21 protein-coding genes are annotated in these 21062 nt (G+C 60.8%); 5 read left to right on the top strand and 16 right to left on the bottom strand.

The features are described from left to right. Positions 1 to 68: 68 nt before the first annotated feature. The 4 genes from frr to rpsB form a co-directional block, all read right to left on the bottom strand. Positions 69 to 626: a ribosome recycling factor gene (frr, locus tag LLJ08_RS13860; RefSeq protein ID WP_014819905.1), complete on the bottom strand. Its 558-nt coding sequence runs from the start codon at positions 624 to 626 to the stop codon at positions 69 to 71. Further along, the gene (pyrH, locus tag LLJ08_RS13865; RefSeq protein ID WP_014819904.1) at positions 623 to 1366 is read right to left on the bottom strand and encodes a UMP kinase; all 744 of its coding nucleotides are present in this window, start codon (positions 1364 to 1366) and stop codon (positions 623 to 625) included. The genes frr and pyrH overlap by 4 nt, the downstream gene beginning before the upstream one ends. Before the next feature lie 200 nt (positions 1367 to 1566). After that, positions 1567 to 2430 (bottom strand): translation elongation factor Ts, encoded by an 864-nt coding sequence (gene tsf, locus LLJ08_RS13870; RefSeq protein ID WP_042925668.1) that lies wholly within the window; start codon positions 2428 to 2430, stop codon positions 1567 to 1569. A gap of 127 nt (positions 2431 to 2557) precedes the next feature. Beyond that, positions 2558 to 3298: a 30S ribosomal protein S2 gene (gene rpsB / locus LLJ08_RS13875; RefSeq protein WP_014819902.1), complete on the bottom strand. Its 741-nt coding sequence runs from the start codon at positions 3296 to 3298 to the stop codon at positions 2558 to 2560. A 286-nt stretch (positions 3299 to 3584) separates the two neighbouring features. Between rpsB and map the strand changes: the two genes are divergently transcribed. Next, positions 3585 to 4367: a type I methionyl aminopeptidase gene (gene map / locus LLJ08_RS13880; RefSeq protein WP_014819901.1), complete on the top strand. Its 783-nt coding sequence runs from the start codon at positions 3585 to 3587 to the stop codon at positions 4365 to 4367. A 37-nt stretch (positions 4368 to 4404) separates the two neighbouring features. Further along, the gene (locus LLJ08_RS13885; RefSeq protein ID WP_023443743.1) at positions 4405 to 7107 is read left to right on the top strand and encodes a [protein-PII] uridylyltransferase; all 2703 of its coding nucleotides are present in this window, start codon (positions 4405 to 4407) and stop codon (positions 7105 to 7107) included. Positions 7108 to 7160: 53 nt separating this feature from the next. On the opposite strand, the gene LLJ08_RS13890 is transcribed toward LLJ08_RS13885, so the two are convergent. From LLJ08_RS13890 to LLJ08_RS13920, 7 genes are all read right to left on the bottom strand, one after another. Continuing rightward, complete coding sequence (locus tag LLJ08_RS13890) at positions 7161 to 7490, bottom strand: Na+/H+ antiporter subunit G (RefSeq protein ID WP_003299378.1); 330 nt, start codon at positions 7488 to 7490, stop codon at positions 7161 to 7163. Between the two features lie 10 nt (positions 7491 to 7500). Beyond that, positions 7501 to 7770 carry a K+/H+ antiporter subunit F gene (locus LLJ08_RS13895; protein ID WP_003299380.1) on the bottom strand — a complete coding sequence of 90 codons (270 nt, stop codon included), beginning with the start codon at positions 7768 to 7770 and terminating at the stop codon, positions 7501 to 7503. Beyond that, positions 7755 to 8255, bottom strand: a complete 501-nt coding sequence (locus LLJ08_RS13900) for a Na+/H+ antiporter subunit E (protein ID WP_014819899.1) — start codon at positions 8253 to 8255, stop codon at positions 7755 to 7757. The genes LLJ08_RS13895 and LLJ08_RS13900 overlap by 16 nt, the downstream gene beginning before the upstream one ends. After that, positions 8252 to 9751: a monovalent cation/H+ antiporter subunit D gene (locus LLJ08_RS13905; protein ID WP_023443741.1), complete on the bottom strand. Its 1500-nt coding sequence runs from the start codon at positions 9749 to 9751 to the stop codon at positions 8252 to 8254. The genes LLJ08_RS13900 and LLJ08_RS13905 overlap by 4 nt, the downstream gene beginning before the upstream one ends. Further along, positions 9748 to 10077: a Na+/H+ antiporter subunit C gene (locus LLJ08_RS13910; protein WP_003299385.1), complete on the bottom strand. Its 330-nt coding sequence runs from the start codon at positions 10075 to 10077 to the stop codon at positions 9748 to 9750. The genes LLJ08_RS13905 and LLJ08_RS13910 overlap by 4 nt, the downstream gene beginning before the upstream one ends. Beyond that, on the bottom strand, positions 10077 to 12869 hold the full coding sequence (locus LLJ08_RS13915) for a monovalent cation/H+ antiporter subunit A (protein WP_014819897.1): 2793 nt from the start codon (positions 12867 to 12869) through the stop codon (positions 10077 to 10079). Before LLJ08_RS13915 ends, LLJ08_RS13910 begins: the two co-directional genes overlap by 1 nt. 216 nt (positions 12870 to 13085) lie before the next feature. Further along, positions 13086 to 13547, bottom strand: coding sequence for an outer membrane lipoprotein (locus tag LLJ08_RS13920; RefSeq protein ID WP_041013547.1), 462 nt, complete (start codon positions 13545 to 13547; stop codon positions 13086 to 13088). Positions 13548 to 13711: 164 nt separating this feature from the next. On the opposite strand from LLJ08_RS13920, the gene LLJ08_RS13925 reads away from it, so the two are divergent. Next, complete coding sequence (locus LLJ08_RS13925; RefSeq protein ID WP_023443738.1) at positions 13712 to 13948, top strand: hypothetical protein; 237 nt, start codon at positions 13712 to 13714, stop codon at positions 13946 to 13948. A 223-nt stretch (positions 13949 to 14171) separates the two neighbouring features. Here LLJ08_RS13925 and pdxH read toward each other — a convergent pair whose 3' ends face one another. The 4 genes from pdxH to dinG form a co-directional block, all read right to left on the bottom strand. Beyond that, positions 14172 to 14819, bottom strand: a complete 648-nt coding sequence (gene pdxH, locus LLJ08_RS13930) for a pyridoxamine 5'-phosphate oxidase (RefSeq protein ID WP_014819894.1) — start codon at positions 14817 to 14819, stop codon at positions 14172 to 14174. Positions 14820 to 15015: 196 nt separating this feature from the next. Continuing rightward, positions 15016 to 15642, bottom strand: a complete 627-nt coding sequence (locus LLJ08_RS13935) for an OmpA family protein (protein WP_228207289.1) — start codon at positions 15640 to 15642, stop codon at positions 15016 to 15018. Positions 15643 to 15778: 136 nt separating this feature from the next. Beyond that, a complete protein-coding gene (locus LLJ08_RS13940; RefSeq protein WP_044315661.1) occupies positions 15779 to 16927 on the bottom strand; it encodes an EstA family serine hydrolase in 1149 nt (382 codons plus the stop codon). Between the two features lie 109 nt (positions 16928 to 17036). After that, a complete protein-coding gene (gene dinG / locus LLJ08_RS13945) occupies positions 17037 to 19181 on the bottom strand; it encodes an ATP-dependent DNA helicase DinG (RefSeq protein WP_044315647.1) in 2145 nt (714 codons plus the stop codon). Between the two features lie 87 nt (positions 19182 to 19268). Here dinG and LLJ08_RS13950 point away from each other — a divergent pair, with 87 nt between their 5' ends. After that, positions 19269 to 19733 (top strand): CopD family protein, encoded by a 465-nt coding sequence (locus LLJ08_RS13950; RefSeq protein WP_228207290.1) that lies wholly within the window; start codon positions 19269 to 19271, stop codon positions 19731 to 19733. 59 nt (positions 19734 to 19792) lie between these two features. Here LLJ08_RS13950 and LLJ08_RS20985 read toward each other — a convergent pair whose 3' ends face one another. Beyond that, positions 19793 to 20431 (bottom strand): OmpA family protein, encoded by a 639-nt coding sequence (locus tag LLJ08_RS20985; RefSeq protein WP_473243922.1) that lies wholly within the window; start codon positions 20429 to 20431, stop codon positions 19793 to 19795. 132 nt (positions 20432 to 20563) lie between these two features. On the opposite strand from LLJ08_RS20985, the gene LLJ08_RS13960 reads away from it, so the two are divergent. Continuing rightward, on the top strand, positions 20564 to 21061 hold the full coding sequence (locus LLJ08_RS13960; RefSeq protein WP_228207291.1) for a DUF6231 family protein: 498 nt from the start codon (positions 20564 to 20566) through the stop codon (positions 21059 to 21061). The last annotated feature ends 1 nt before the right edge of the window (position 21062 follow it).

Genomic DNA, 21062 nt, shown 5'->3' on the forward strand with positions numbered 1-21062 from the left:
ATCTGCACTGTCGCATCACGAACCGGCCCCCCGATTCAGGACACGACAGCAGCGATTCGATGCCGGCCTTATACGGCCATCAGGTCGCCTTCTTTGGCTTCGAGGGCCTTGTCGATCTCGGCAACGTACTTGTCGGTTAGCTTCTGGACGTCATCCTGGCCACGACGTTCCTCGTCCTCACTGATTTCCTTTTCCTTGACCAGGTCCTTCAGCTGCGCGATCGCATCACGGCGGATGTTGCGCACTGCGACTCGGGCGTTCTCGGCCTCTGCGCGGGCCTGCTTGGTGTAGCCCTTGCGGGTCTCTTCGGTCAGCGCGGGCATCGGCACACGAATCGTGGTGCCAGCGGTGGCCGGATTCAGACCCAGGTCCGAGGTCATGATCGCCTTCTCTACCGCCTGGATCATGCTCTTGTCGAACACTGTCAATGCCAGAGTGCGGGAGTCTTCGGCGATTACGTTGGCAACCTGACGCAGCGGAGTGTCGGAACCGTAATAGGAGACCATAACGCTATCGAGAATACTGGGATGCGCACGGCCGGTACGGATCTTGGCGAATGCATGGTCCAGCGATTCCAGGGTTTTCTTCATGCGCTCCTGCGCGTCTTGCTTGATCTCGTTGATCATTCTTTCGATTCCTCGATCAGGGTTCCTTCAGCGCCACCTAGCACGATGTTGAGCAGGGCGCCGGGCTTGTTCATGTTGAAGACCCGCAGCGGCATGTTGTGGTCACGGCACAGACAGATGGCTGTCAGATCCATCACGCCAAGCTTGCGATCCAGCACTTCGTCGTACGTGAGCTCGGCAAATTTCTCCGCATTCGGATCCTTGAACGGATCTGCGGTGTAAACACCATCGACCTTGGTGGCCTTGAGCACGACATCCGCCTGGATCTCGATCGCACGCAGACAGGCGGCCGAGTCGGTGGTGAAGAATGGGTTGCCGGTACCGGCGGAGAAAATAACCACCTCGCCGGTCTTCAAATGACGCATCGCCTTGCGACGGTCATAGTGATCAGTCACGCCGACCATGGAAATGGCAGACATGACCAGCGCCGGGATGTTCGAACGCTCAAGCGCGTCGCGCATGGCCAGCGCGTTCATCACAGTGGCCAGCATACCCATATGGTCGCCGGTGACGCGGTCCATACCGGCCGCCGAGAGCGCAGCACCACGAAAGAGGTTGCCACCACCGATGACCAGTCCGACCTCGACGCCGATGCCCACCAACTGGCCGACTTCCAGAGCCATACGGTCAAGGACCTTGGGATCTATGCCAAAGTCTTCGGAGCCCATCAGGGCCTCGCCGCTCAATTTGAGCAGAATGCGTTTATAGCGAGGATTGCGTGCACTCATCTGCTGAGCCATTGGCGTGTTATCTCCTGCGGCGTGCTGTGATCAAGTCTGAATGACTCAGACCAAAAAATATCTGCGCTTTGACAGCTCAACCCGGGGTTGGTGCCAGGCGATGACTATATCGTGACAAAAAAACAATTCCGCTGCCCAATTCGACAAAGAGGCCGCGCGCGTGAGCGGGCAGCCTCTTTGCCAGAACCACCGAAGCGGCCTTATTTCTTGGTCGCAGCGACCTGAGCAGCAACTTCGGCAGCAAAGTCGACTTCGGCCTTCTCGATACCCTCGCCTACTTCGTAGCGAACAAAGGATACGATTTCGGCACCAGCTTTCTTGGCCAGCTCACCAACCTTGATTTCCGGGTTCTTGACGAACGCCTGCTCAACCAGGCTGGCTTCGGCCAGGAACTTGTTGATACGGCCCTTGACCATGTTCTCGACGATGTTTTCCGGCTTGCCGGCGATCTTGTCGGCATTGAGCTGCAGGAAGATTTCCTTTTCCTTGGCAACCAGCTCTTCGGAAACATCAGCCGGGCTCAGAACCGCAGGATTGCTGGCAGCCACGTGCATGGCGATATCCTTGGCCAGCTCGGCATCGCCACCCTTCAGGGTGACCAGCACACCGATGCGGTGACCGTGCAGATAAGCACCAACCACTTCACCTTCCACTGCGGTCAGGCGACGGATGTTGACGTTCTCGCCGCACTTGGCAACCAGCGCCTCGCGCGCGGATTCACGAGAAGCGATCAGCGGGGCCACATCGGCCAGCTTCTGCTCGAAGGCCTCGTCCAGGCTTTCCTTGACGAACGCCTTGAAGTCATCCTGCAGAGCCAGGAAGTCAGTCTGCGAGTTGACTTCGATGATCAGACCACGGCCACCCTCGACGCGAACGGCGATCGAGCCCTCGGCAGCGATGTTGCCCGACTTCTTGGCGGCCTTGATGGCGCCCGAGGCACGCATGTCGTCAATCGCCTTTTCGATGTCACCACCAGCGGCGACCAGAGCCTTCTTGCACTCCATCATGCCCTGACCGGTACGCTCGCGCAGTTCTTTGACCAAGGCTGCAGTGATTTCTGCCATGTTGGGAATCCTCTCGATTTGGTTTCTAAACCACTCACCCAATACACGGGTGATCAATTCGCAAGAGACAAAAAGGGGGCCTAGCCCCCTTTTTGTTCATCGGGTGTCACGCTGCAGTGCGCCGCACTCAGCCCTGAGCCGCTTCGGAAGCAACTTCCTCGACGAACTCGTCAGCGCCACCGGCACCGTTCTGGCGACCGCGCAGAACAGCGTCAGCCATGGAGCCGAGGTAGAGTTGCACGGCACGGATGGCGTCATCATTACCGGGAATGATGTAGTCAACGCCTTCCGGGCTGCTGTTGGTATCGACGATGCCGATGACCGGGATACCCAGCTTGTTGGCTTCGGAGATAGCGATGCGCTCGTGATCGACGTCGACGACGAACATGGCGTCCGGCAGGCCGCCCATATCCTTGATACCACCCAGGCTGCGCTCGAGCTTCTCGAGATCACGGGTGCGCATCAGAGCTTCTTTCTTGGTCAGCTTCTCGAAAGTACCGTCCTGGGACTGCCCTTCCAGCTCACGCAGACGCTTGATGGAGGCACGGATGGTCTTGTAGTTGGTCAGCATGCCACCCAACCAGCGATGATCGACGTACGGCGAGCCACAACGAGCAGCTTCTTCGCGAACGATCTTGCCGGCGGAACGCTTGGTGCCAACGAACAGAATCTTGTTCTTGCCTGCAGCCAGCTTCTCAACAAAACGCAGCGCGTCGTTGAACATCGGCAGGGTTTTTTCCAGGTTGATGATATGGATCTTGTTGCGCGCGCCGAAAATGTATTTATCCATTTTCGGATTCCAGTAACGGGTCTGGTGGCCGAAGTGCACACCGGCCTTCAGCATATCGCGCATAGTGACTTGAGACATGATCAGTCCTCGAATAAGTCGGGTTAGGCCTCCACGCGTCCCGATATCCAACTCTTGCGAGCACCCAGGATACCGTGTCGACACGTGTGTGGGGTTAGGCTCGACGGGGTCTACCCCGCTGAGCGGCGCGTTTTATAGCACAACGACCATCGAGAGGCTACTGCTTTGAACTCTCTACAACAGGCTCAGCGGTGCAATCAGCCCTGACCTGCAGGCCGCAGGCGCTTTGGTTTATCATCGCGACTTTCCGTTATTGCCTTCGCCTGCGGGCATACAAGAGGTTTGCATGACTGTCACCATCAAGACGCCCGAAGATATCGAGAAGATGCGCATTGCCGGGCGCCTCGCCGCCGAAGTTCTCGAGATGATCGGCGAGCACGTCAAGCCAGGCGTCACCACCGAGGAACTCGACCGCCTTTGCCACGAGCATATCGTCAACGTTCAGCAGGCCATTCCCGCTCCGCTGAACTACAAGGGCTTTCCCAAATCGATCTGCACCTCGATCAACCACGTTGTCTGCCACGGCATCCCGAACGACAAGCCGCTGAAAGACGGCGACATCCTCAACATCGATATCACTGTGATCAAGGACGGCTATCACGGCGACACCAGCAAGATGTTCATGGTCGGCAAGGTGCCCGAGTGGGCCGATCGCCTCTGCCAGGTCACTCAGGAATGCCTCTATAAAGGCATCGAGCTGGTTCGCCCGGGCGCACGACTCGGGGACATCGGTGAAGTCATCCAGAAACATGCCGAGAAGAATGGGTTCTCCGTGGTCCGCGAATACTGTGGCCATGGCATCGGCAAGGTCTTCCATGAGGAGCCGCAGGTTCTGCATTACGGCCGTGCCGGCACCGGCATGGAGCTCAAGGAAGGCATGACCTTCACCATCGAGCCGATGATCAACCAGGGTCGCTCGGAAACCCGCCTGCTTGGCGATGGCTGGACCGCGATCACCAAGGATCGCAAGCTGTCGGCGCAATGGGAACACACCATCCTGGTGACCGCTGACGGCTACGAAATCTTCACTCTGCGCAGCGACGACACCATCGCTCGCACCTCTGCCTGAGATTTCACAGCCGCAGCCCCCACGGGAGGACGTTCGCATGCCCCAGGTTGACCCGGAGCTGTTTGACCGCAGCCAGTTTCAGGCGGAGCTGGCTCTGAAGGCCAGCCCCATCGCTGCGTACAAGAAGGCCATACGCCAGGCGCGGCAGGTACTGGACGAGCGGTTCAAGGCAGGGCGGGACATCCGTCGCCTGATTCAGGATCGCGCCTGGTTCGTCGATCAGATTCTGCGCTCGGCCTGGGATCGCTTCGACTGGAACAATGGCGCAGATATCGCGCTCGTCGCCGTGGGTGGCTACGGCCGAGGTGAACTGCACCCCTACTCCGATATCGACCTGCTCATTCTGCTCGACGCCAACGACCAGGAAATCTTTCGCGACTCGATCGAGGGCTTTCTGACCCTGCTCTGGGATATCGGCCTGGAAGTCGGGCAGGCCGTGCGCTCCGTTGCCGAATGCGCCGACGAAGCGCGCGCCGACCTCACGGTCATCACCAACCTCATGGAAAGCCGGACGATCGCCGGCCCGGAGCGCCTGCGCCAAGCGATGCTGCGGGTCACCAGCACCCAACAGATGTGGCCTAGCAAGGAATTCTTCCTCGCCAAGCGCAACGAGCAGCGCGCACGACATGCCAAGTACAACAACACCGAGTACAACCTGGAGCCCAATGTAAAAGGCTCTCCCGGCGGCCTGCGCGACATCCAGACCATCCTCTGGATCGCCCGTCGCGAGTTCGGCACGCTCAATCTGCAGGCGATGGTCGATCAGGGCTTTCTTACCGAGGGTGAACACAGCCTGCTGACCGCCGCCCAGGAGTTTCTCTGGAAGGTGCGCTACGGCCTGCACATGCTTGCCGGTCGCGCCGAGGATCGCCTGCTGTTTGACCATCAGCGCAGTTTGGCCGCGCTGCTGGGCTATGAAGACAATGATGCCAAGCTGGCCATCGAACGCTTCATGCAGAAGTACTACCGGATCGTCATGAGCATTGCCGAACTCAGCGATCTTGTCGGTCAGCACTTCGCCGAAGTGATTCTCTGGGAAGGCGAGTCAGGCCCGATCGTGCCGCTAAACAGCCGATTTCAGGTACGCGACGGCTACCTTGAGGTGAGCAACGCAGCTATCTTCAAACGCACCCCTTTCGCGATCCTGGAAACCTTCGTGCTGCTCGCCCAGCATCCCGACATCCAGGGCGTTCGCTCGGACACCATTCGCCTGCTCCGCGATCACCGCTACCTGATCGATGACATCTTCCGCCAGGATCTGCGCAACACCAGCCTGTTCATCGAGCTGTTCAAGTGCAAGGAAGGTATTCACCGCAACCTTCGCCGAATGAACCGCTACGGCATCCTGGGCCGCTATCTGCCGGAGTTCGGCCACATCGTCGGGCAAATGCAGCACGACCTGTTCCACATCTACACCGTCGACGCGCACACGCTCAATGTCATCAAGTACCTGCGCAAGCTGACCAAGCCGGGCGTCGCCGAGAAATATCCGCTGGCCAGCAAGCTGGTCGAAAGGCTGCCCAAACCAGAGCTGATCTACATTGCCGGGCTCTATCACGACATTGCCAAGGGCCGTGGCGGCGACCATTCGGAACTCGGCGCGGTGGATGCCGAGCAATTCTGCAGTCGTCACAAGCTGCCGGCGTGGGATACCCGACTGGTGGTCTGGCTGGTGGAAAACCATCTGGTCATGTCCACCACAGCGCAGCGCAAGGATCTGTCCGATCCGCAGGTGATCAATGATTTCGCCCAACTGGTCGGCGACGAGACGCACTTGGACTATCTCTACGTCCTGACCGTGGCCGACATCAACGCCACCAACCCGACCCTGTGGAATTCCTGGCGCGCGAGCCTGCTGCGTCAGCTCTATACCGAAACAAAGCGGGCCTTGAAACGCGGGCTGGAAAACCCGCTGGGGCGCGAAGAGCAAATCCGCCAGACCCAACGCGCTGCGCTCGATGACCTGGTGCGCCAGGGCACCGATCCGGATGACGCCGAGCAGCTCTGGTCACAGCTGGGCGACGACTATTTCCTCCGGCACACCGCCACCGATGTGGCCTGGCATACCGACGCGATCATCGAGCACCCGGCCAACGGTGGGCCGCTGGTGCTGATCAAGGAAACCACGCAGCGGGAGTTTGAGGGAGGCACGCAAATATTCATCTACGCGCCAGACCAGCATGACTTCTTCGCGGTAACCGTGGCGGCCATGGATCAGCTCAACCTGAACATCCATGACGCACGCATTCTGACGTCGAGCAGCCAGTTCACGCTGGACACCTACATCGTGCTGGACGCCGACGGCAGCCCGATCGGCAATAATCCGAAGCGGATCGAGGAGATTCGCAGCGGCCTGATCGCCGCCCTGCGCAACCCGGACGACTACCTGACCATCATCCAGCGCCGTGTCCCACGGCAACTCAAGCACTTCGCCTTCCCGCCGCAGGTCACCATCCACAACGACACACAGCGGCCGCAGACCATTCTGGAAATCATTGCACCGGACCGGCCCGGCCTGTTGGCGCGTGTGGGCCAGCTGTTCCTCGATTTCGATCTATCGGTGCAGAACGCCAAGATCGCGACCTTGGGCGAACGCGTGGAGGACGTATTCTTCGTCACCGACGCAGACAACCAGCCGCTGTCCGACCCGCAGTTCTGCCTGCGCCTGCAGCAGGCGCTCGTCAAGGAGCTGCAGCAGGAGAACGAACAGCAACCCTCACCGAGCAGCATCCTGATCTGAAATGGCCTCGCCTGCTCACCTACCTGGCGCTGCAAGACAGGTAGGAGGCAGGCTCAATCCCAAGGCTGACCCCGCGTTTGTTCGACAGCTGGCAGTTTCTGCTGCATTGCAGCCTTGGCCAGCATGTGCGCACTGACCGGCGCAGTGAGGAAGAGAAACAGCGTGATCAGCAGCTCGTGCAGGCTCAAGCCATCGTTCTGGCTGCTGAAGAAGATCATCGACGCGATCACGATACCGCCAACACCCAGCGTCGTCGCCTTGGTCGGGCCATGCAGGCGCGTGTAGAAATCCGGCAGCCGGTAGAGGCCGATCGCACCGATCAGCGCGAACAGGCTGCCGATAATAAGGAACACGCTTACCAGCACTTCGATCCAGAATGGCATGTCGTTTCCCTCAATCAATGATGTCGCCGTGCAGCAGGTGCTTACCGACTGCCACGGTACTGACGAAACCCATCACGGCAATCAGCAGTGCAGCCTCGAAGAACAGGTCGGAGGCGAGCCAGATGCCGAACAGCACGATAAGCGCGAGCGCGTTGATGTACAGCGTATCGAGCGCTAGCACTCGGTCGGGCATGTCCGGCCCCTGGACCAGACGAACGACATTCAACACCGCCGCCAGCCCCAAAACGGCCATACAGAACGGAATCACGTAGGCGAGCATTCGAAGATCTCCAGCAGTGGCGCCTCATAGTTACGCTTGACGTCAGCGATCAGCGCATCGACGTCAGGCACGTCCAGCGCATGCACCATAAGCATCTGGCGATCCTGACTCAGGCAGGCAGATACCGTCCCAGGCGTCAGCGAGATGATGCTGGTCAGTGTGGACAGGACGAACTCGTTCTCGATGGCCATGGGCACCTCGATGAACGCAGGGCGCAGGTTTTTCTTCGGCCCCAGCACCAGCTTGGCGACGTGCACATTGGCCACGACGATGTCAAAGAGCACCTTGAGCGAGAACACGCACAGCTGCAGCGGCTTGCGTATGCGCGGCACCTCAATGAGAAACCCCCGAACCAGAAGTGGAATCGCCCAACCAAGAAACAGACCGAGCAAGAACTGCCCGAAGCTGAGCGTGTTGTTGAGCAACAGCCAGAGAATGGCCAGCATCAAGGTCAGGGCGGGATTAGGTAACCAGCGCGCCTTCATGCCGCACCTCCCTGAAGTATCTGCAGATAAGGCGCAACATCCAGCAACTGCGCAGCAGTGGCCTGCACGAACGCCTGCAGCGGGCCGGCGGCGACAACCAGCATCACACTACCAAGCAGCAGGCCGACCGTCGCCAGAACCCGAATGGCATCTGCAGGCTGCCCCACCGCCTCGGCACTGGGACGCCAGAACACCAGGCTGCCGGCTCGGCTCAGTGAAATCAGCATGCCCAGCCCGCCGACCAGCACCACGGCCCACAGCGCGATAGCGTCTGCGCCAAGCTCGATGGCGCGCAGCAGCATCACCTTGCCGAGAAAGCCGGAGAACGGAGGCAAACCGGCCACGGAGATGGCGCCCATGAAGAACAGCGTGCCCAGCAGCAGCGGCTGACGCAGCGCAGGCGCCGAAATCAGATCGGTCCCCAGGTCTCCGCGCTGACGAGCTATCAGATCGGCGAGCAGGAACAAGCCGCCCGCAACCAGCGTGCTGTGGACCAGGTAATAAAGTGCCGCAGCAAGCCCGGCCTCGCTGCCGAGCGCAATACCCGCCAGAAGCGTGCCCACTGACACGACCACCAGATAGGCCAGCAGCACCTGCAGGCTGCGAGCGGCCAATGCGCCTATCACGGCCGCACCGAGCGTCAGCAGAGCCAGCGGCCAGAGCCAGACATCGACCATGCCGCTCAACTCGCCCGCTTCGCTGCCGAAGACCAGGGTGAACACACGAATGATCGCGTACAGACCGACCTTGGTCATGATCGCGAATAGCGCAGCGACCGGCGCGGTGGCCGATGCGTAAGCCCGCGGCAACCAGAAGTACAGCGGCAGGATTGCGCCCTTGAGCGCGAACACCACCAGCAGCAGATACCCGGCGGCCGCCAGCAGCGGCGCATCGGCCGGATCGGCCGCGCTCACACGGGCAGCCATGTCGACCATGTTCAGGGTGCCCAGCAGTCCGTAGAGCATGCTCACGCCGATCAGAAACAGCGAGGAGCCGAGCAGATTCAGCACAACATAGTGCATACCCGAGCGCACCCTGCGCTGACCATGGCCGTGCAGCAGCAAGGCATACGAAGAGATCAACAGGATCTCGAAGAACACGAACAGGTTGAACAGGTCGCCGGTCAGGAAGGCACCATTGATGCCGAGCAGCTGGAACTGATAGAGGGCGTGAAAGTTCGGCCCGCGCTCGTCATCACCACGGCAGGCATAAAGCGCTGCGAAACCAGCCAGCACCGCCGTCACCAGCAGCATCAGCGCGCTCAACCGGTCCAGCATGAGAATGATGCCGAATGGCGGCTGCCAGCTACCCAGCGCATAGATCCGCAGCTGGCCATCATCGGCAAGCAGCACCAGCCAGATCGCAATCGGGACCAGGGTCCAGGTTGCCGCCAGTGAAAGCAGGCGCTTGGTCGACTTGTTGGCGCGATGAGCGAACAGCAACAGCGCCCCCATGAACAACGGCAGCAGCAGCGGGAGAATCAACGCATGATTCATTTGCGCGGCTCCTCACCATCGACGTGATCGGTACGCAGCTCTCCGATGCTGCGCAACGCCAGCACCACCACGAAAGCGGTCATGGCGAAGCCGATGACAATGGCCGTAAGCACCAGCGCCTGCGGCAGCGGATCGCCATACTCCGCGCTCTTGCCTATCACCGCCGGAACGCCGGTCGCCAGCCGGCCCATGGAAAAGATGAACAGATTGACCGCATAGGAAATCAGCGTCAGCCCCATCACCACCGGAAAGATCCGGGCACGCAGGAGCAGATAGACGCCACTGGCCGTCATGATTCCCAGCGTGATTGCGAACAGCGCTTCCACTACAGCACCTCCCTGTTGGAATCGTCCTGGCTGACCTGGCCGATGTTGGAAAGAATCAGCAATGTCGCGCCGACAACCACCAGATAAACCCCCAGATCGAAGAGCATTGCAGTCGCCAGCTCGAACTCTCCGACGAGAGGCAGATGGAAATACCCGAATGACGACGTCAGGAACGCGTAGCCGAACGCCCAGCTGCCCAGCCCCGTCAGCCCCGCAATAAGCAGGCCTGCGCCGCAGAGTGCGTGATAGCTGATCGGTTGCCGCGCCTGTGCCCAGCTCACGCCATGCGCGATGTATTGGAGAATCAGTGCCACCGCGGTGATGAGACCCGCAATGAATCCGCCACCCGGCAGGTTGTGCCCGCGTAGGAAGATGAAGGCGGAAATCAGCAGCGCCATCGGTAGCAGCGCGCGGGCAAGTGCATCCAGAACCATGGGGTGCCGGTCAACCGACCAGGGTCGCCCGCCGTAGTCGCGAACCGGGTGCGGCAGGCGCAGGCCTTTGAGTAGCGCATAGATGCCTACGCCGGCGATCGCCAGCACTGCGATCTCGCCCAGGGTATCGAACCCACGGAAGTCCACCAGGATCACATTCACGACGTTCTTGCCGCCGCCGCCGGAAACACTGTTCTCGAGGAAGTACGACGCGATGCTGTCATAGGGCCGGGTCAGCACGGTGTAGGCAAGCAGCGCGACCATGGTGCCGCTGCCGCCCGCGAGAACGAAATCGCGGAAGGCACGCAGACTGCTCGACTCGGCCGGCGTACGGTCGGGCATGAAGAACAGCGCGAGAATCAGCAGGATGATCGTCACCACCTCTACCGAAAGCTGGGTCAGCGCCAGATCCGGGGCGGAATAACGGGCAAACCCGAGCGCAACCATGAGACCAACGACACTGAGTACGATCAGCGCGGTCAGACGGCGGCGATGGAAAAGCACGGTCAGCAGCGAAGTCAGCGCCAGAATCGCCATACCCAGCACGGTGATTCCATCAAGCGGCGTCAGCGCGACCGGCCCATGCAGCGTTTCCAACGGGGTCAACGCAAAAACCACGAGCACCAGCGTACTGAGCAGCATGAGGGCGATGTAGCGTTGCAGCGAGCCGTTTTCCAGCAGACAGGTGACGTGACGTGCGGCGAGGGTCAGTCCGCCCATCACCCGTTCGAACACCTCCAGCGAATCGACCGTGGGCAACCCTTCGTACCAGCGGAACGCCCACTTGCGCAGCGAATAGATCAGTATCCCGCCAATCAGCGCAGCAAAGCTCATGGCCAGCGGCAAGTTGAAGCCGTGCCAGATCGACAGGCTGTATTCAGGCACGTTGCCATTCAGCGTTCCCGACACCGCCGCCGCCAACAATGGGCCTACGGTGAAAGCCGGTAGCATCCCCACCAGCAGGCAGAGCAACACGAGGATTTCCACCGGAATCTTCATGTAGCGTGCAGGTTCGTGTGGCGGGTACTTCGGCAGATCGATCGGCTCGCCGTTGAAGAACACGTCGTGAACAAAACGCAGCGAATAGGCGACCGAGAACGCACCGGCCAGCGTCGCTGCCGCGGGAATCGTCCAATAGAAGCTACCGAGCAGGTGCTGATCGAGCGTCTCGGCGAAGAACATTTCCTTGCTCAGGAAACCATTGAGCAATGGGACACCGGCCATTGCCAGCGACGCCACCATCGCGAGTGCCGCGGTGTGTGGCATGTACTTCCACATGCCATTGATGCGGCGCATGTCGCGAGTGCCCGTCTCGTGATCGATGATCCCGGCGGCCATGAACAGCGAAGCCTTGAAGGTTGCGTGGTTAATGATGTGAAAGATCGCCGCCACCGCTGCAAGACGCGAATCCAGGCCAAAGAGCAAGGTAATCAGGCCCAGGTGGCTGATAGTGGAATAGGCCAGCAGGCCTTTCAGGTCGTGCTGGAACAGCGCCATCACCGCACCCAGCAGCAATGTCGCCAGCCCGGTGACGCTGACCATGTAGAACCACCACTCCGACTCGGCCAGCGCCGGATACAGCCGAGCGAGCAGGAAGACACCGGCCTTGACCATCGTCGCGGAATGCAGGAAGGCCGATACCGGCGTGGGCGCTGCCATTGCCTGTGGCAACCAGAAGTGAAAAGGGAACTGCGCGGACTTGGTGAACACACCGAGCAACACGAGAATCAAGGTCAGCGGGTACAGCGAATTGGCACGGATCAAATCGCCCGAAGCGAGCACGGTTGTGAGCTCGAAGCTGCCGACGATATGGCCGATCAGCAGAATCCCGGCGAGCAAGGCGAGGCCGCCCCCCCCGGTGATGGCGAGCGCCATGCGCGCGCCTTGGCGGGCATCGGCGCGATGGTTCCAGTAGCCAATCAGCAGGAACGACGAAAGGCTCGTCAGCTCCCAGAACATCAGCATCAGCAGCAGATTCTCGGACAGCACCACGCCGAGCATGGCGCCCATGAACAACAGGAAGAAGCCGAAGAATCGCCCCATTGGGTCCTTCTTCGACAGGTAATAGCGTGCGTAGAGAATGACCAGGAGACCGATGCCGAGAATCAGCAGGGCGAAGAGGAAGCCCAATCCATCAAGGCGCAGGCTCAGGTTGAGTCCGAGCTGCGGCAACCACTCGTAATGGATGATTTCGGTTTGGCCGGCAAATACGTCGGCCCGTTTGGTCAGCAGCAGAATCAGCGCTGTCAGTGGCGCCAGGCCCGCGCCAAAGGCACAAGCGGAGCGACCAAACCGCTCCAGGAGCAAAGGCAGGAAGATGCCCAGAAATGGCAAAGCGATGATCAGCGCAAGCGCCATGAACGAGACCCCTTAAGCCACCTGAGCGGAGGCATTCTTATCCTTGCAGGCACAGCAACTGCCTGAAACAGCACATAAATGTGTGCCCGATTATCCATACCGATGATGCTGGCGTCATGGATTCATGTATTTCGAAAAACAAAAAGCGCTGTCACCGCTCCGTTAACGGAGCGGTGACAGCGCTCTGACCTCAGCCTCGGGCAGCTGCTATGAAGATCAGGGCGCCACGCGACTGGTACCACTGACGGTGAGGATGCGAACCCGTTGTCCGACCCGAAACACCTGATTGGGCTCCACGGCCTGCACATAGGCGCGCATGTTGCCATCATCCTCGCGCACCGTGATCTCGACACCCTGGGTGCGGGTAATCCCCTCTTCCGCCGCCGACCCCAGCATGCCACCTGCCACCGCACCAATCACTGCAGCAACCGCACTGCCACGGCCGCCGCCGATGCCGCTGCCGGCAACGCCGCCAACGACGGCACCGGCGCCAGTGCCGATGGGGGTCTTGGTTCCCTCGATCTTTACCGGGCGCAGCGACTCGATGGTTCCGTAACGCACAGTCTGTACGGCTCGCGCCTCGTCCCGAGAATAGGTATCTCCGGTCAGGCTGGAGGCGCACCCACCCAGAGCGAGCGTCAGAGCTGTAAAGGAAGCGACATAAATGGACCTACGCATTGCAATTCTCCTGCGGACAGCTGTTTCGTTCTGAACGGCGGCATGAGCAGTAGCGACAAAAAAGCGCTTGGCAACTTCTCCGTCCTGACTCAGCATTTACTACCTTCCTAGCATACCTATGCGAGTCGAACCTGGCGCACCGGTTCCTCTCGCCGAGACGATCCATGGATTACTTCATCATAGCCATCACCACCATAGCTGGCCTGGCTTTTCACGGCTGGCTGATCATGCGCTTCCGACTTTGGGCCGATCGGGACCTGGCGCTTTCAATCGCCGGCAGCGACCCAGACAAGCGCAGCTGGATGCTACAACGCCTCGCCGACGCGAAGAGTCAGAAGATCAAGCGGCGGGAACTACAAAGCTGGCTGGAGCAGCAGGTACAACACTACCCCGGCCTCTGATTCGGACACTTTCAGAAAATCAGACCCAAACAGACAAACCACGCTTTCATGGTCTCTGACCATCGGAAAGCACATCCCTAGCACCAGGTGATCGTTTGCTGGTTACAGAACGTTGCCAGCACGGCGCGAGAGCTTACCCGCTGGCGCTCCAGCAAAGCGCCGCTCTCCGGTACAAGAGGCTTGGAGCAACAGCGCCTGGACTAGTTCGTTGCTGGGAGACCATTTAGGGCGCCAAGCGCTCCCGCTGCCAGCTGTTTGCGATCAAACGATAGTCGAGACGATCATGCAGGCGGCTAGGCCGGCCCTGCCAGAACTCCATACGCTCCGGCAACAGGCGATAACCTCCCCAGTGCGGCGGACAATGGGGTGCCGTGTCGAGAAAGCGCTGCTCGGTTTCCGCCAGCAAACGCTCAAGTTCGGCCCGATCGCGAATCACCTGGCTCTGCGGCGATGCCCAGGCACCGAGCCGGCTACCCAAGGGGCGGACTTGAAAATAAGCATCCGACTCTTCCTGAGTAACCTTCTCCACCCGCCCCTCGATACGAACCTGACGCTCGAGTGTCGGCCAGAAGAAAGTCATGGCTGCATAGGGCGAAGCATTCAGTTGCTCACCCTTGGCGCTGTCGTAATTGGTGAAAAAGGTAAAGCCTCGATCATCCAGCGCCTTGAGAAGCAGGATGCGACAGTGAGGACGGCCGTCGGAGTCGACCGTAGCCAGGGACATCGCGTTAGGCTCCACCGGCGCCTGTTCGGTTTTCGTGGCCTCGGTGAACCACTGGCGAAACAATCCGAACGGCTCGGCTGGTGCATTGGCCTCGCTGAGTCCGTCACGGGTGTAGTCACGGCGCATATCGGCCAGGGTCTGGATCATCGCGGGGCTCCTTGTAGTCGAATAAGCAGGCTTCAGCCTACCAGGCGGCCATTCGCCGGGCGACGGTGGTTGAACCCAGCCGGCCTGCATGAACTAGCTTATCCGCGTGCTCAGGCAACGCGCTTGATTCAAGGCAACCATGCCCAACGAAAACAGGCCCGCATGCGGGCCTGTCGATATCCAATGCCTGGCAGCGCTACTTGGCGACCTCGGCTTGCGCCACCTGAGTCGCGGCCTGCGCCGGCCGCTCGTACTTCGCGATCAATGCGAGCATCGTCGCCTGCGGCGCCAGTACCATCTCGACCCGACGGTTCAGAGCCCGGCCTTCCTTGCTGTCGTTGGCTGCACGCGGCATGTCGGAACCCAGGCCTCGAATGCGCAGGCGGTTATGCTTGAGGCCACTCAGGCGGAAAATGGCCGCCACGGCACCGGCACGCTCGCGACTTACGGTGCGATTGGTGTCCGCAGAGCCAGTGCTGTCGGCATGACCGAGTACGACTACGGCAGTCTTGTCGTCCTTCTCGACCAGCTTTGCAACACGGGTGATCGGCCCGAGGGTTACCGGCAGGAGCATGCCGGGACGATCCGGATTGAAGGACGAGTCCACCGGCGCAGTCACCACCAGCACGCTGTCACGGCGCTCCACCTCGAAACCACTGCCCACGAGCGCATCCTTCAACTGCGGCTCGTACTCATCGAGCCAGGCGTAATCCACCTTGACCGTAGCCGGGGCAGCGGCCTCGCTCGGTTTCTCGCTCTTCGAGCTGCACCCGGCAACGACGATCATGCAGAAAATCAGGGAGACGCTCTTCAGCAGGTTCATGAGGCAGGTTCCGTCAACCAGAAGCGTTCTAGGAGGGTGCGACCAATCGAGGTGAGGCCACTATTGAGTTCGAGTTGAAATTGTGGACGCAAGCCCTTCTTTTGAAAAGCCTGCGAGGCCAGAAGTGACGAGTGGTTCAACGCAGGCATGCTGCAACGCTGCGCGCCAGCGATTGAGCACGCGGGTCCATCAGCACATAGGGGCCGAGGGTATTGGTCACGAAACCGAACCCCAGTTCACGCTCCGGATCGGCAAAACCAACACTGCCACCGGCACCAGGGTGACCGAACGCCTGCTCTCCCATACCAAAGGTGGCATTGGCGACGTGCGGCTGATCCAACCAGCAGCCGAGGCCGAAACGCGTGGCCGCCAACAGAGTGCGGTCTTGTCCTGCGCTGTGCTCACTGGTCATCTCGCGCAGCAGCGACTCATCCAGAAGTTTGCCCTGCAGCAACCCTGTATAGAAACCCGCCAACGAGCGGGCATTGCCATGGCCGTTGGCTGCCGGTTGCGCCATGCGTCGCCATTCCGGTTTGTTACCACTGCTCATGATGGACGGTGGATTGTTGAAGGCCCGGACACTTATTGACTCCGGCTCGCTCATCAAGGCCTTGAACAGGCGCTGCGCGGCAGCGTCACCGAAGTCGTTCTTGGTGCGCGTGAGATAAGCGACACGATGAGCCTCGGAGTCGCCGAGACCGATATGGAAGTCAAGCCCGAGCGGCACCGCCGTACGACGAACGATCGACTCCCCAGGCCCACAGCCATCGACACGACGCAGGAGCTCACCAACCAGCCAGCCGTAGGTCATCGCCGCGTAGCCCTGATCGGTGCCGGGCGCCCACGATGGCTCTTCGGCTGCTAGCGCGGCGGTCATGACGTCCCAGTCGTACAGCGCTTCGGCGGCTAGCGGTCTGCGAATCGCCGGCAATCCCGCCCGATGACAGAGCAGCTGACGCAGGGTGATGGTTTCCTTGCCATTGACTGCGAACTCCGGCCATATACGGCCGACGGGCTCATCCAGCTGCAGCTTGCCTTCCTCGACCAGCTGCAGCGCAGCAACCCCGGTGAAGGTCTTGGTGCAGGAGAACAGGTTGACCACCGTATCGCTGTGCCACACCTGCTCGCCCTGATTGTCGGCAACGCCGGCCCAGAGATCGACGACCGTCTCGCCGCCGATCTGCACGCAGAGTCCCGCGCCGCGCTGCTGGGTGCCGTCGAACAGCGCGCCGAACGCATCGCGAACGGCCTCGAAACGAAGATCGAAATAGCCCTGAACCTGCACGCTGTCACCTCTCGCAATCAATTCTCGGGATTCTTGCAGCCGCCATTACGCAACAAAACCGCCAGACGAAGCGGTGATGGGGTGATATCGCGACCGGTTATCTCGCCTATCAACTGATCTCGCGACGGAACGGCGGCAGCGCATTGAGGATCGCCTTGCCATAGCGCTGCGTCACCACTCGCCGGTCGAGCAGCGTGATGGTTCCACGGTCCGCCTCGGTACGCAGCAGCCGCCCACAGGCCTGCACTAGCCGCAGAGAGGCATCTGGAACGGCGATCTCCATGAAGGGGTTGCCGCCGCGCGCCTCGATCCACTCTGCCAATGCGGCCTCGACCGGGTCATCGGGGACCGCAAACGGAATCTTCGCAATCACCACATGCTCGCAGTATGCCCCCGGCAGATCGACGCCTTCGGCAAAGCTGGCAAGCCCGAACAGCACACTGGACTCGCCATCGTCCACCCGCGCCTTGTGCTTGTTCAGGGTTTCCTGCTTGGACAGGTTGCCCTGGATCAGCACCCGCCGACGCCATTCACGCTCCAGGCCGTCGAACACGTCCTGCATCTGCTTGCGTGACGAGAACAGTACAAGCGTTCCCCGTGCACCTTCGACCAATCCCGGCAGTTCGCGGACGATGGCTGCCGTGTGTGCTGCAGCATCGCGCGGATCGGCCTTCAGATCGGGGACGCGCAGCACCCCGGCATCGGCATGATGAAAAGGACTCGGCACCACGGCGGTGACCGCAGCCTTGGGCAAGCCGGCCCGCATGCGGTAGCGGTCGAAACTGTTCAGCGCCGTGAGCGTCGCCGATGTCACCAGCGCACCAAAGGCGACATTCCAGAGATTGCGCCGCAATGTTTCCGCTGCAAGGATCGGGCTGGCATTGACCTCGATATCGAACAGCGCCCCGCCTTCCGCCAGGGTCAGCCAGCGCGCCATTGGCGGGCTATCCTCCGGGTCTTCGACGGTGAATGCGGTCCACAACTCCCAATTGTTCTGCGAACGCGTCAGCAGACTGCCGAACAGCGGGTACCACTCCTCGGCCTGATGGCTGGCGATTCCGCCACCTGCTTCGCCGTCCATGGCCTCCTTGAGCAGTTCAGCGATCCGACTGAACAGATCGGTCAGCTTGGAAAAACCCTTCTTCAGCTCGGTGCCCAGCTCGATCAGATGCTCCGGCACCACGCCACCGACGAAGCGGTGCCGCGGCCGCTCACGGCCCTCCATGTCCTCACCGGCCTTGAAATCGGCCAATTGCTCACAGGCGCTGAACATGAACTGCTGTTGGGTGCGCAGATCACGAGCCAGTTCTGGGATGCCCTCCACCAGCCGACCGAGCTCGCCCGGCAGCGGATGCTGGGCAAGCAGCTTGGTCAGGTTCTTTTCCACCTGCCCGAGCCAGTCAGCCGTGGAGCGCAACCGGGTGAAATGGGCGAAGTGACCGATGGCCTTGTCCGGCAGGTGATGCCCTTCGTCGAAGACGTAGATGGTGTCACGTGGATCGGGCAACACCGCACCGCCGCCAAGGGCCAGGTCAGCCAGAACCATGTCGTGGTTGGTGACGATCACGTCGACCTTGGTCATGCCCTCGCGCGCCTTGTAGAAAGCGCACTGCTGAAAGTTGGGGCAATGCCGGCCGGTGCATTGGCTGTGATCCGTGGTGAGCTGCGACCAGTCCGCATCGCCCAGCTCCTCCGGCCAGGTGTCGCGGTCGCCATCCCAGCGATTACCCGCCAACTTCTCGATCATGCCGGTGAAAAGCTTCTGGCTGCGCTCGTCGACCTCGATGCGGAAGCCTTCTTCCTCGAACAACTGGGCGGTCGCGCTCTGCGCCTGGCCTTCCTGCAGTAACAGATCCAGCTTTGACAGGCACAGGTAGCGCCCGCGGCCCTTGGCCAATGCGAAGCTGAAATTCAGTCCGCTGTTGCGCATCAGGTCCGGCAGATCCTTGTGCACGATCTGCTCCTGCAGGGCGACCGTTGCCGTGGCGATCACCAGCCGCTTGCCAGCCGCCTTGGCGGTGGGGATCGCCGCCAGACTATAGGCGACGGTCTTGCCTGTACCGGTGCCCGCCTCGACCGCGACGACCGCGGGCTCGCTCTCGCGACGCCCTTCATCGTCGGTCTTGATAGTGCCGAGCACCTTGGCGACCTCGGCGATCATCAGGCGCTGGCCATAGCGGGCCTTGAGCCCCTTGGCTTCGAGAAAACGGCTGTAGGCGCCCTGGATCTGGGACTTGAGTTCGGTGCTGAGCATGGGCGCGGAGCTGTATATATTTTCAGTACTTCAATGGGGCGGCTATGATAGCGCGCGTTCGCCCTGCCGCCACCGGAGATTTGCCCCATGACGTCATTTGCCCTGCTTTACACCCTGCATGTACTCGCCGCGACGGTCTGGGTGGGCGGAATGTTTTTCGCCTGGATGGTGCTGCGCCCGGCGGCGGTGGCGGTGCTGCAGGCACCGGAACGGTTGACCTTATGGGCAGATGTGTTCCGACGTTTTTTCGTCTGGGTCTGGGTGGCGGTGCTGGTATTGCCGCTAAGCGGCATCGGCATGTGGCACATGCGTTTCGGCCCGCTGGAAAGCGCACCGCGCTACGTTCACATCATGGCCGGTCTGTATCTGGTGATGCTGGCGCTGTTTCTGCGTATTCAGCTACTGCAGTTGCCGGCCCTCAAGCGCGCGGTCGAGGCCGAGCGGTGGCCGGACGCTGGTGCGGTGCTCGGGCAGATTCGCCGACTGGTGGGCATCAACCTCGTGCTTGGCCTGCTGGTGATCGCGCTGGCCAGCGTACGGCCGTCGTTCTGACAGCCGTAAAATAAAACAGCCGGACACTGGGCCCGGCTGGATCTGTTACCGCATTCGACTCAAGGGCGTGCTTCGACCTCAGCCTCTACGCGACGGTTGATAGCGCGGCCTTCTTCGGTTGCGTTATCGGCCACCGGGCGCGACTCACCGTAGCCAACCGCATTCACCCGATCGCCACCAACGCCATACTCGTCGACCAGCACTTTACGAACCGCATTGGCGCGGCGCTCGGAAAGGCGCTGATTGTAGGCATCGGTACCGACGGAGTCGGTGTGGCCTTCGAGCACGGTCGTGGTCTGGCCATATTCCTTCATGAAATCAGCCAGATTCTGGATGTCGCCATAGCTATCCTGCTTGACCACATCACGATCGAAGTCGAACTTGACGTCCAGTTCGACGCGCACCGGCTCTGCCGCAGGCTCCGGTTCCGGCTCGGACTGAGGCATAGGCTCGACCGTCTCGACGACGGCGACCGTTTCCTCTTCCATGCCGTTGGCCCAACAATAGGCTGCCGCGACACCACCACCGATCAGCGCACCCCAACCGGCATAGGAGCTGCTCTCGATGGCCCCCAGCGCGGCACCGCTCACGCCACCCACGGCCGCACATGTCGGCCAATCCTGTTTCTGCACGCCTGCACAACCAGCCAGGAACGTGGTCATGACAATAACGGGTACTGCTGTCCGTAATGTACTCATCGATCAAAACCTCCAGTGTGGACATTCAGCCAGAATCGCCACGTACGGGAATCCGGGCGGCTCCGGTTACTTTCAGACTAGGCCGACAAACGGCACCGCGCTAGTCTTCACCTTTGAAACGAGGATTCTCGATTGACTGAAAACCCTGTAGTGCACACGCCACAACAAGCGCTTGCGGCGATGCTCGAGCACTATGCCCCAAGCCGTCTATTGCACGTGGGACGCAGTGATCAACCTGCTCTGGCTGCCTACGCCGAATGTCATCCGGCGTTTCAGCTAGACCGCGCCGATGCCGCGCCGCTATCAGAACAACTGGCCTCTCAGCGCTACGATTTGGCCCTGTTCGTCGACTGTCTGGAGCACATGCCCAAGCGTAACGGCCTGGAGCTGCTCGGCAGCGTTCGCAATCTGAATGCCAGCCGTATGGCGGTACTCGTGGATCTCGACGCATCCGAATGGCAGACCACAGACTTCTATGCATTAGCCCTGCAAGTCAGCGAGCGCTTCCAGCGCGACGGACAGACCTTGACGCTCTTCACCTACGACCTGCTCCAATACAAGCAGGTTCCGGACTGGCTGAATGCCAGGTTCTGGGCCAACCCGGAAAACTTCGGAAAGTACTGGTGGTGAC

The organism is Stutzerimonas chloritidismutans (assembly GCF_020783375.1).
Taxonomy (GTDB): Bacteria; Pseudomonadota; Gammaproteobacteria; order Pseudomonadales; family Pseudomonadaceae; genus Stutzerimonas; species Stutzerimonas kunmingensis.

Excerpts from the sequence above, each read along its gene's own strand:
- frr (WP_014819905.1), bottom strand. The coding sequence starts at position 626 with ATGATCAACGAGATCAAGCAAGACGCGCAGGAGCGCATGAAGAAAACC.
- pyrH (WP_014819904.1), bottom strand. The coding sequence starts at position 1,366 with ATGGCTCAGCAGATGAGTGCACGCAATCCTCGCTATAAACGCATTCTG.
- tsf (WP_042925668.1), bottom strand. The coding sequence starts at position 2,430 with ATGGCAGAAATCACTGCAGCCTTGGTCAAAGAACTGCGCGAGCGTACC.
- rpsB (WP_014819902.1), bottom strand. The coding sequence starts at position 3,298 with ATGTCTCAAGTCACTATGCGCGATATGCTGAAGGCCGGTGTGCACTTC.
- map (WP_014819901.1), top strand. The coding sequence starts at position 3,585 with ATGACTGTCACCATCAAGACGCCCGAAGATATCGAGAAGATGCGCATT.
- LLJ08_RS13885 (WP_023443743.1), top strand. The coding sequence starts at position 4,405 with ATGCCCCAGGTTGACCCGGAGCTGTTTGACCGCAGCCAGTTTCAGGCG.
- LLJ08_RS13890 (WP_003299378.1), bottom strand. The coding sequence starts at position 7,490 with ATGCCATTCTGGATCGAAGTGCTGGTAAGCGTGTTCCTTATTATCGGC.
- LLJ08_RS13895 (WP_003299380.1), bottom strand. The coding sequence starts at position 7,770 with ATGCTCGCCTACGTGATTCCGTTCTGTATGGCCGTTTTGGGGCTGGCG.
- LLJ08_RS13900 (WP_014819899.1), bottom strand. The coding sequence starts at position 8,255 with ATGAAGGCGCGCTGGTTACCTAATCCCGCCCTGACCTTGATGCTGGCC.
- LLJ08_RS13905 (WP_023443741.1), bottom strand. The coding sequence starts at position 9,751 with ATGAATCATGCGTTGATTCTCCCGCTGCTGCTGCCGTTGTTCATGGGG.
- LLJ08_RS13915 (WP_014819897.1), bottom strand. The coding sequence starts at position 12,869 with ATGGCGCTTGCGCTGATCATCGCTTTGCCATTTCTGGGCATCTTCCTG.
- LLJ08_RS13920 (WP_041013547.1), bottom strand. The coding sequence starts at position 13,547 with ATGCGTAGGTCCATTTATGTCGCTTCCTTTACAGCTCTGACGCTCGCT.
- LLJ08_RS13925 (WP_023443738.1), top strand. The coding sequence starts at position 13,712 with ATGGATTACTTCATCATAGCCATCACCACCATAGCTGGCCTGGCTTTT.
- pdxH (WP_014819894.1), bottom strand. The coding sequence starts at position 14,819 with ATGATCCAGACCCTGGCCGATATGCGCCGTGACTACACCCGTGACGGA.
- LLJ08_RS13935 (WP_228207289.1), bottom strand. The coding sequence starts at position 15,642 with ATGAACCTGCTGAAGAGCGTCTCCCTGATTTTCTGCATGATCGTCGTT.
- dinG (WP_044315647.1), bottom strand. The coding sequence starts at position 19,181 with ATGCTCAGCACCGAACTCAAGTCCCAGATCCAGGGCGCCTACAGCCGT.
- LLJ08_RS13950 (WP_228207290.1), top strand. The coding sequence starts at position 19,269 with ATGACGTCATTTGCCCTGCTTTACACCCTGCATGTACTCGCCGCGACG.
- LLJ08_RS20985 (WP_473243922.1), bottom strand. The coding sequence starts at position 20,431 with ATGAGTACATTACGGACAGCAGTACCCGTTATTGTCATGACCACGTTC.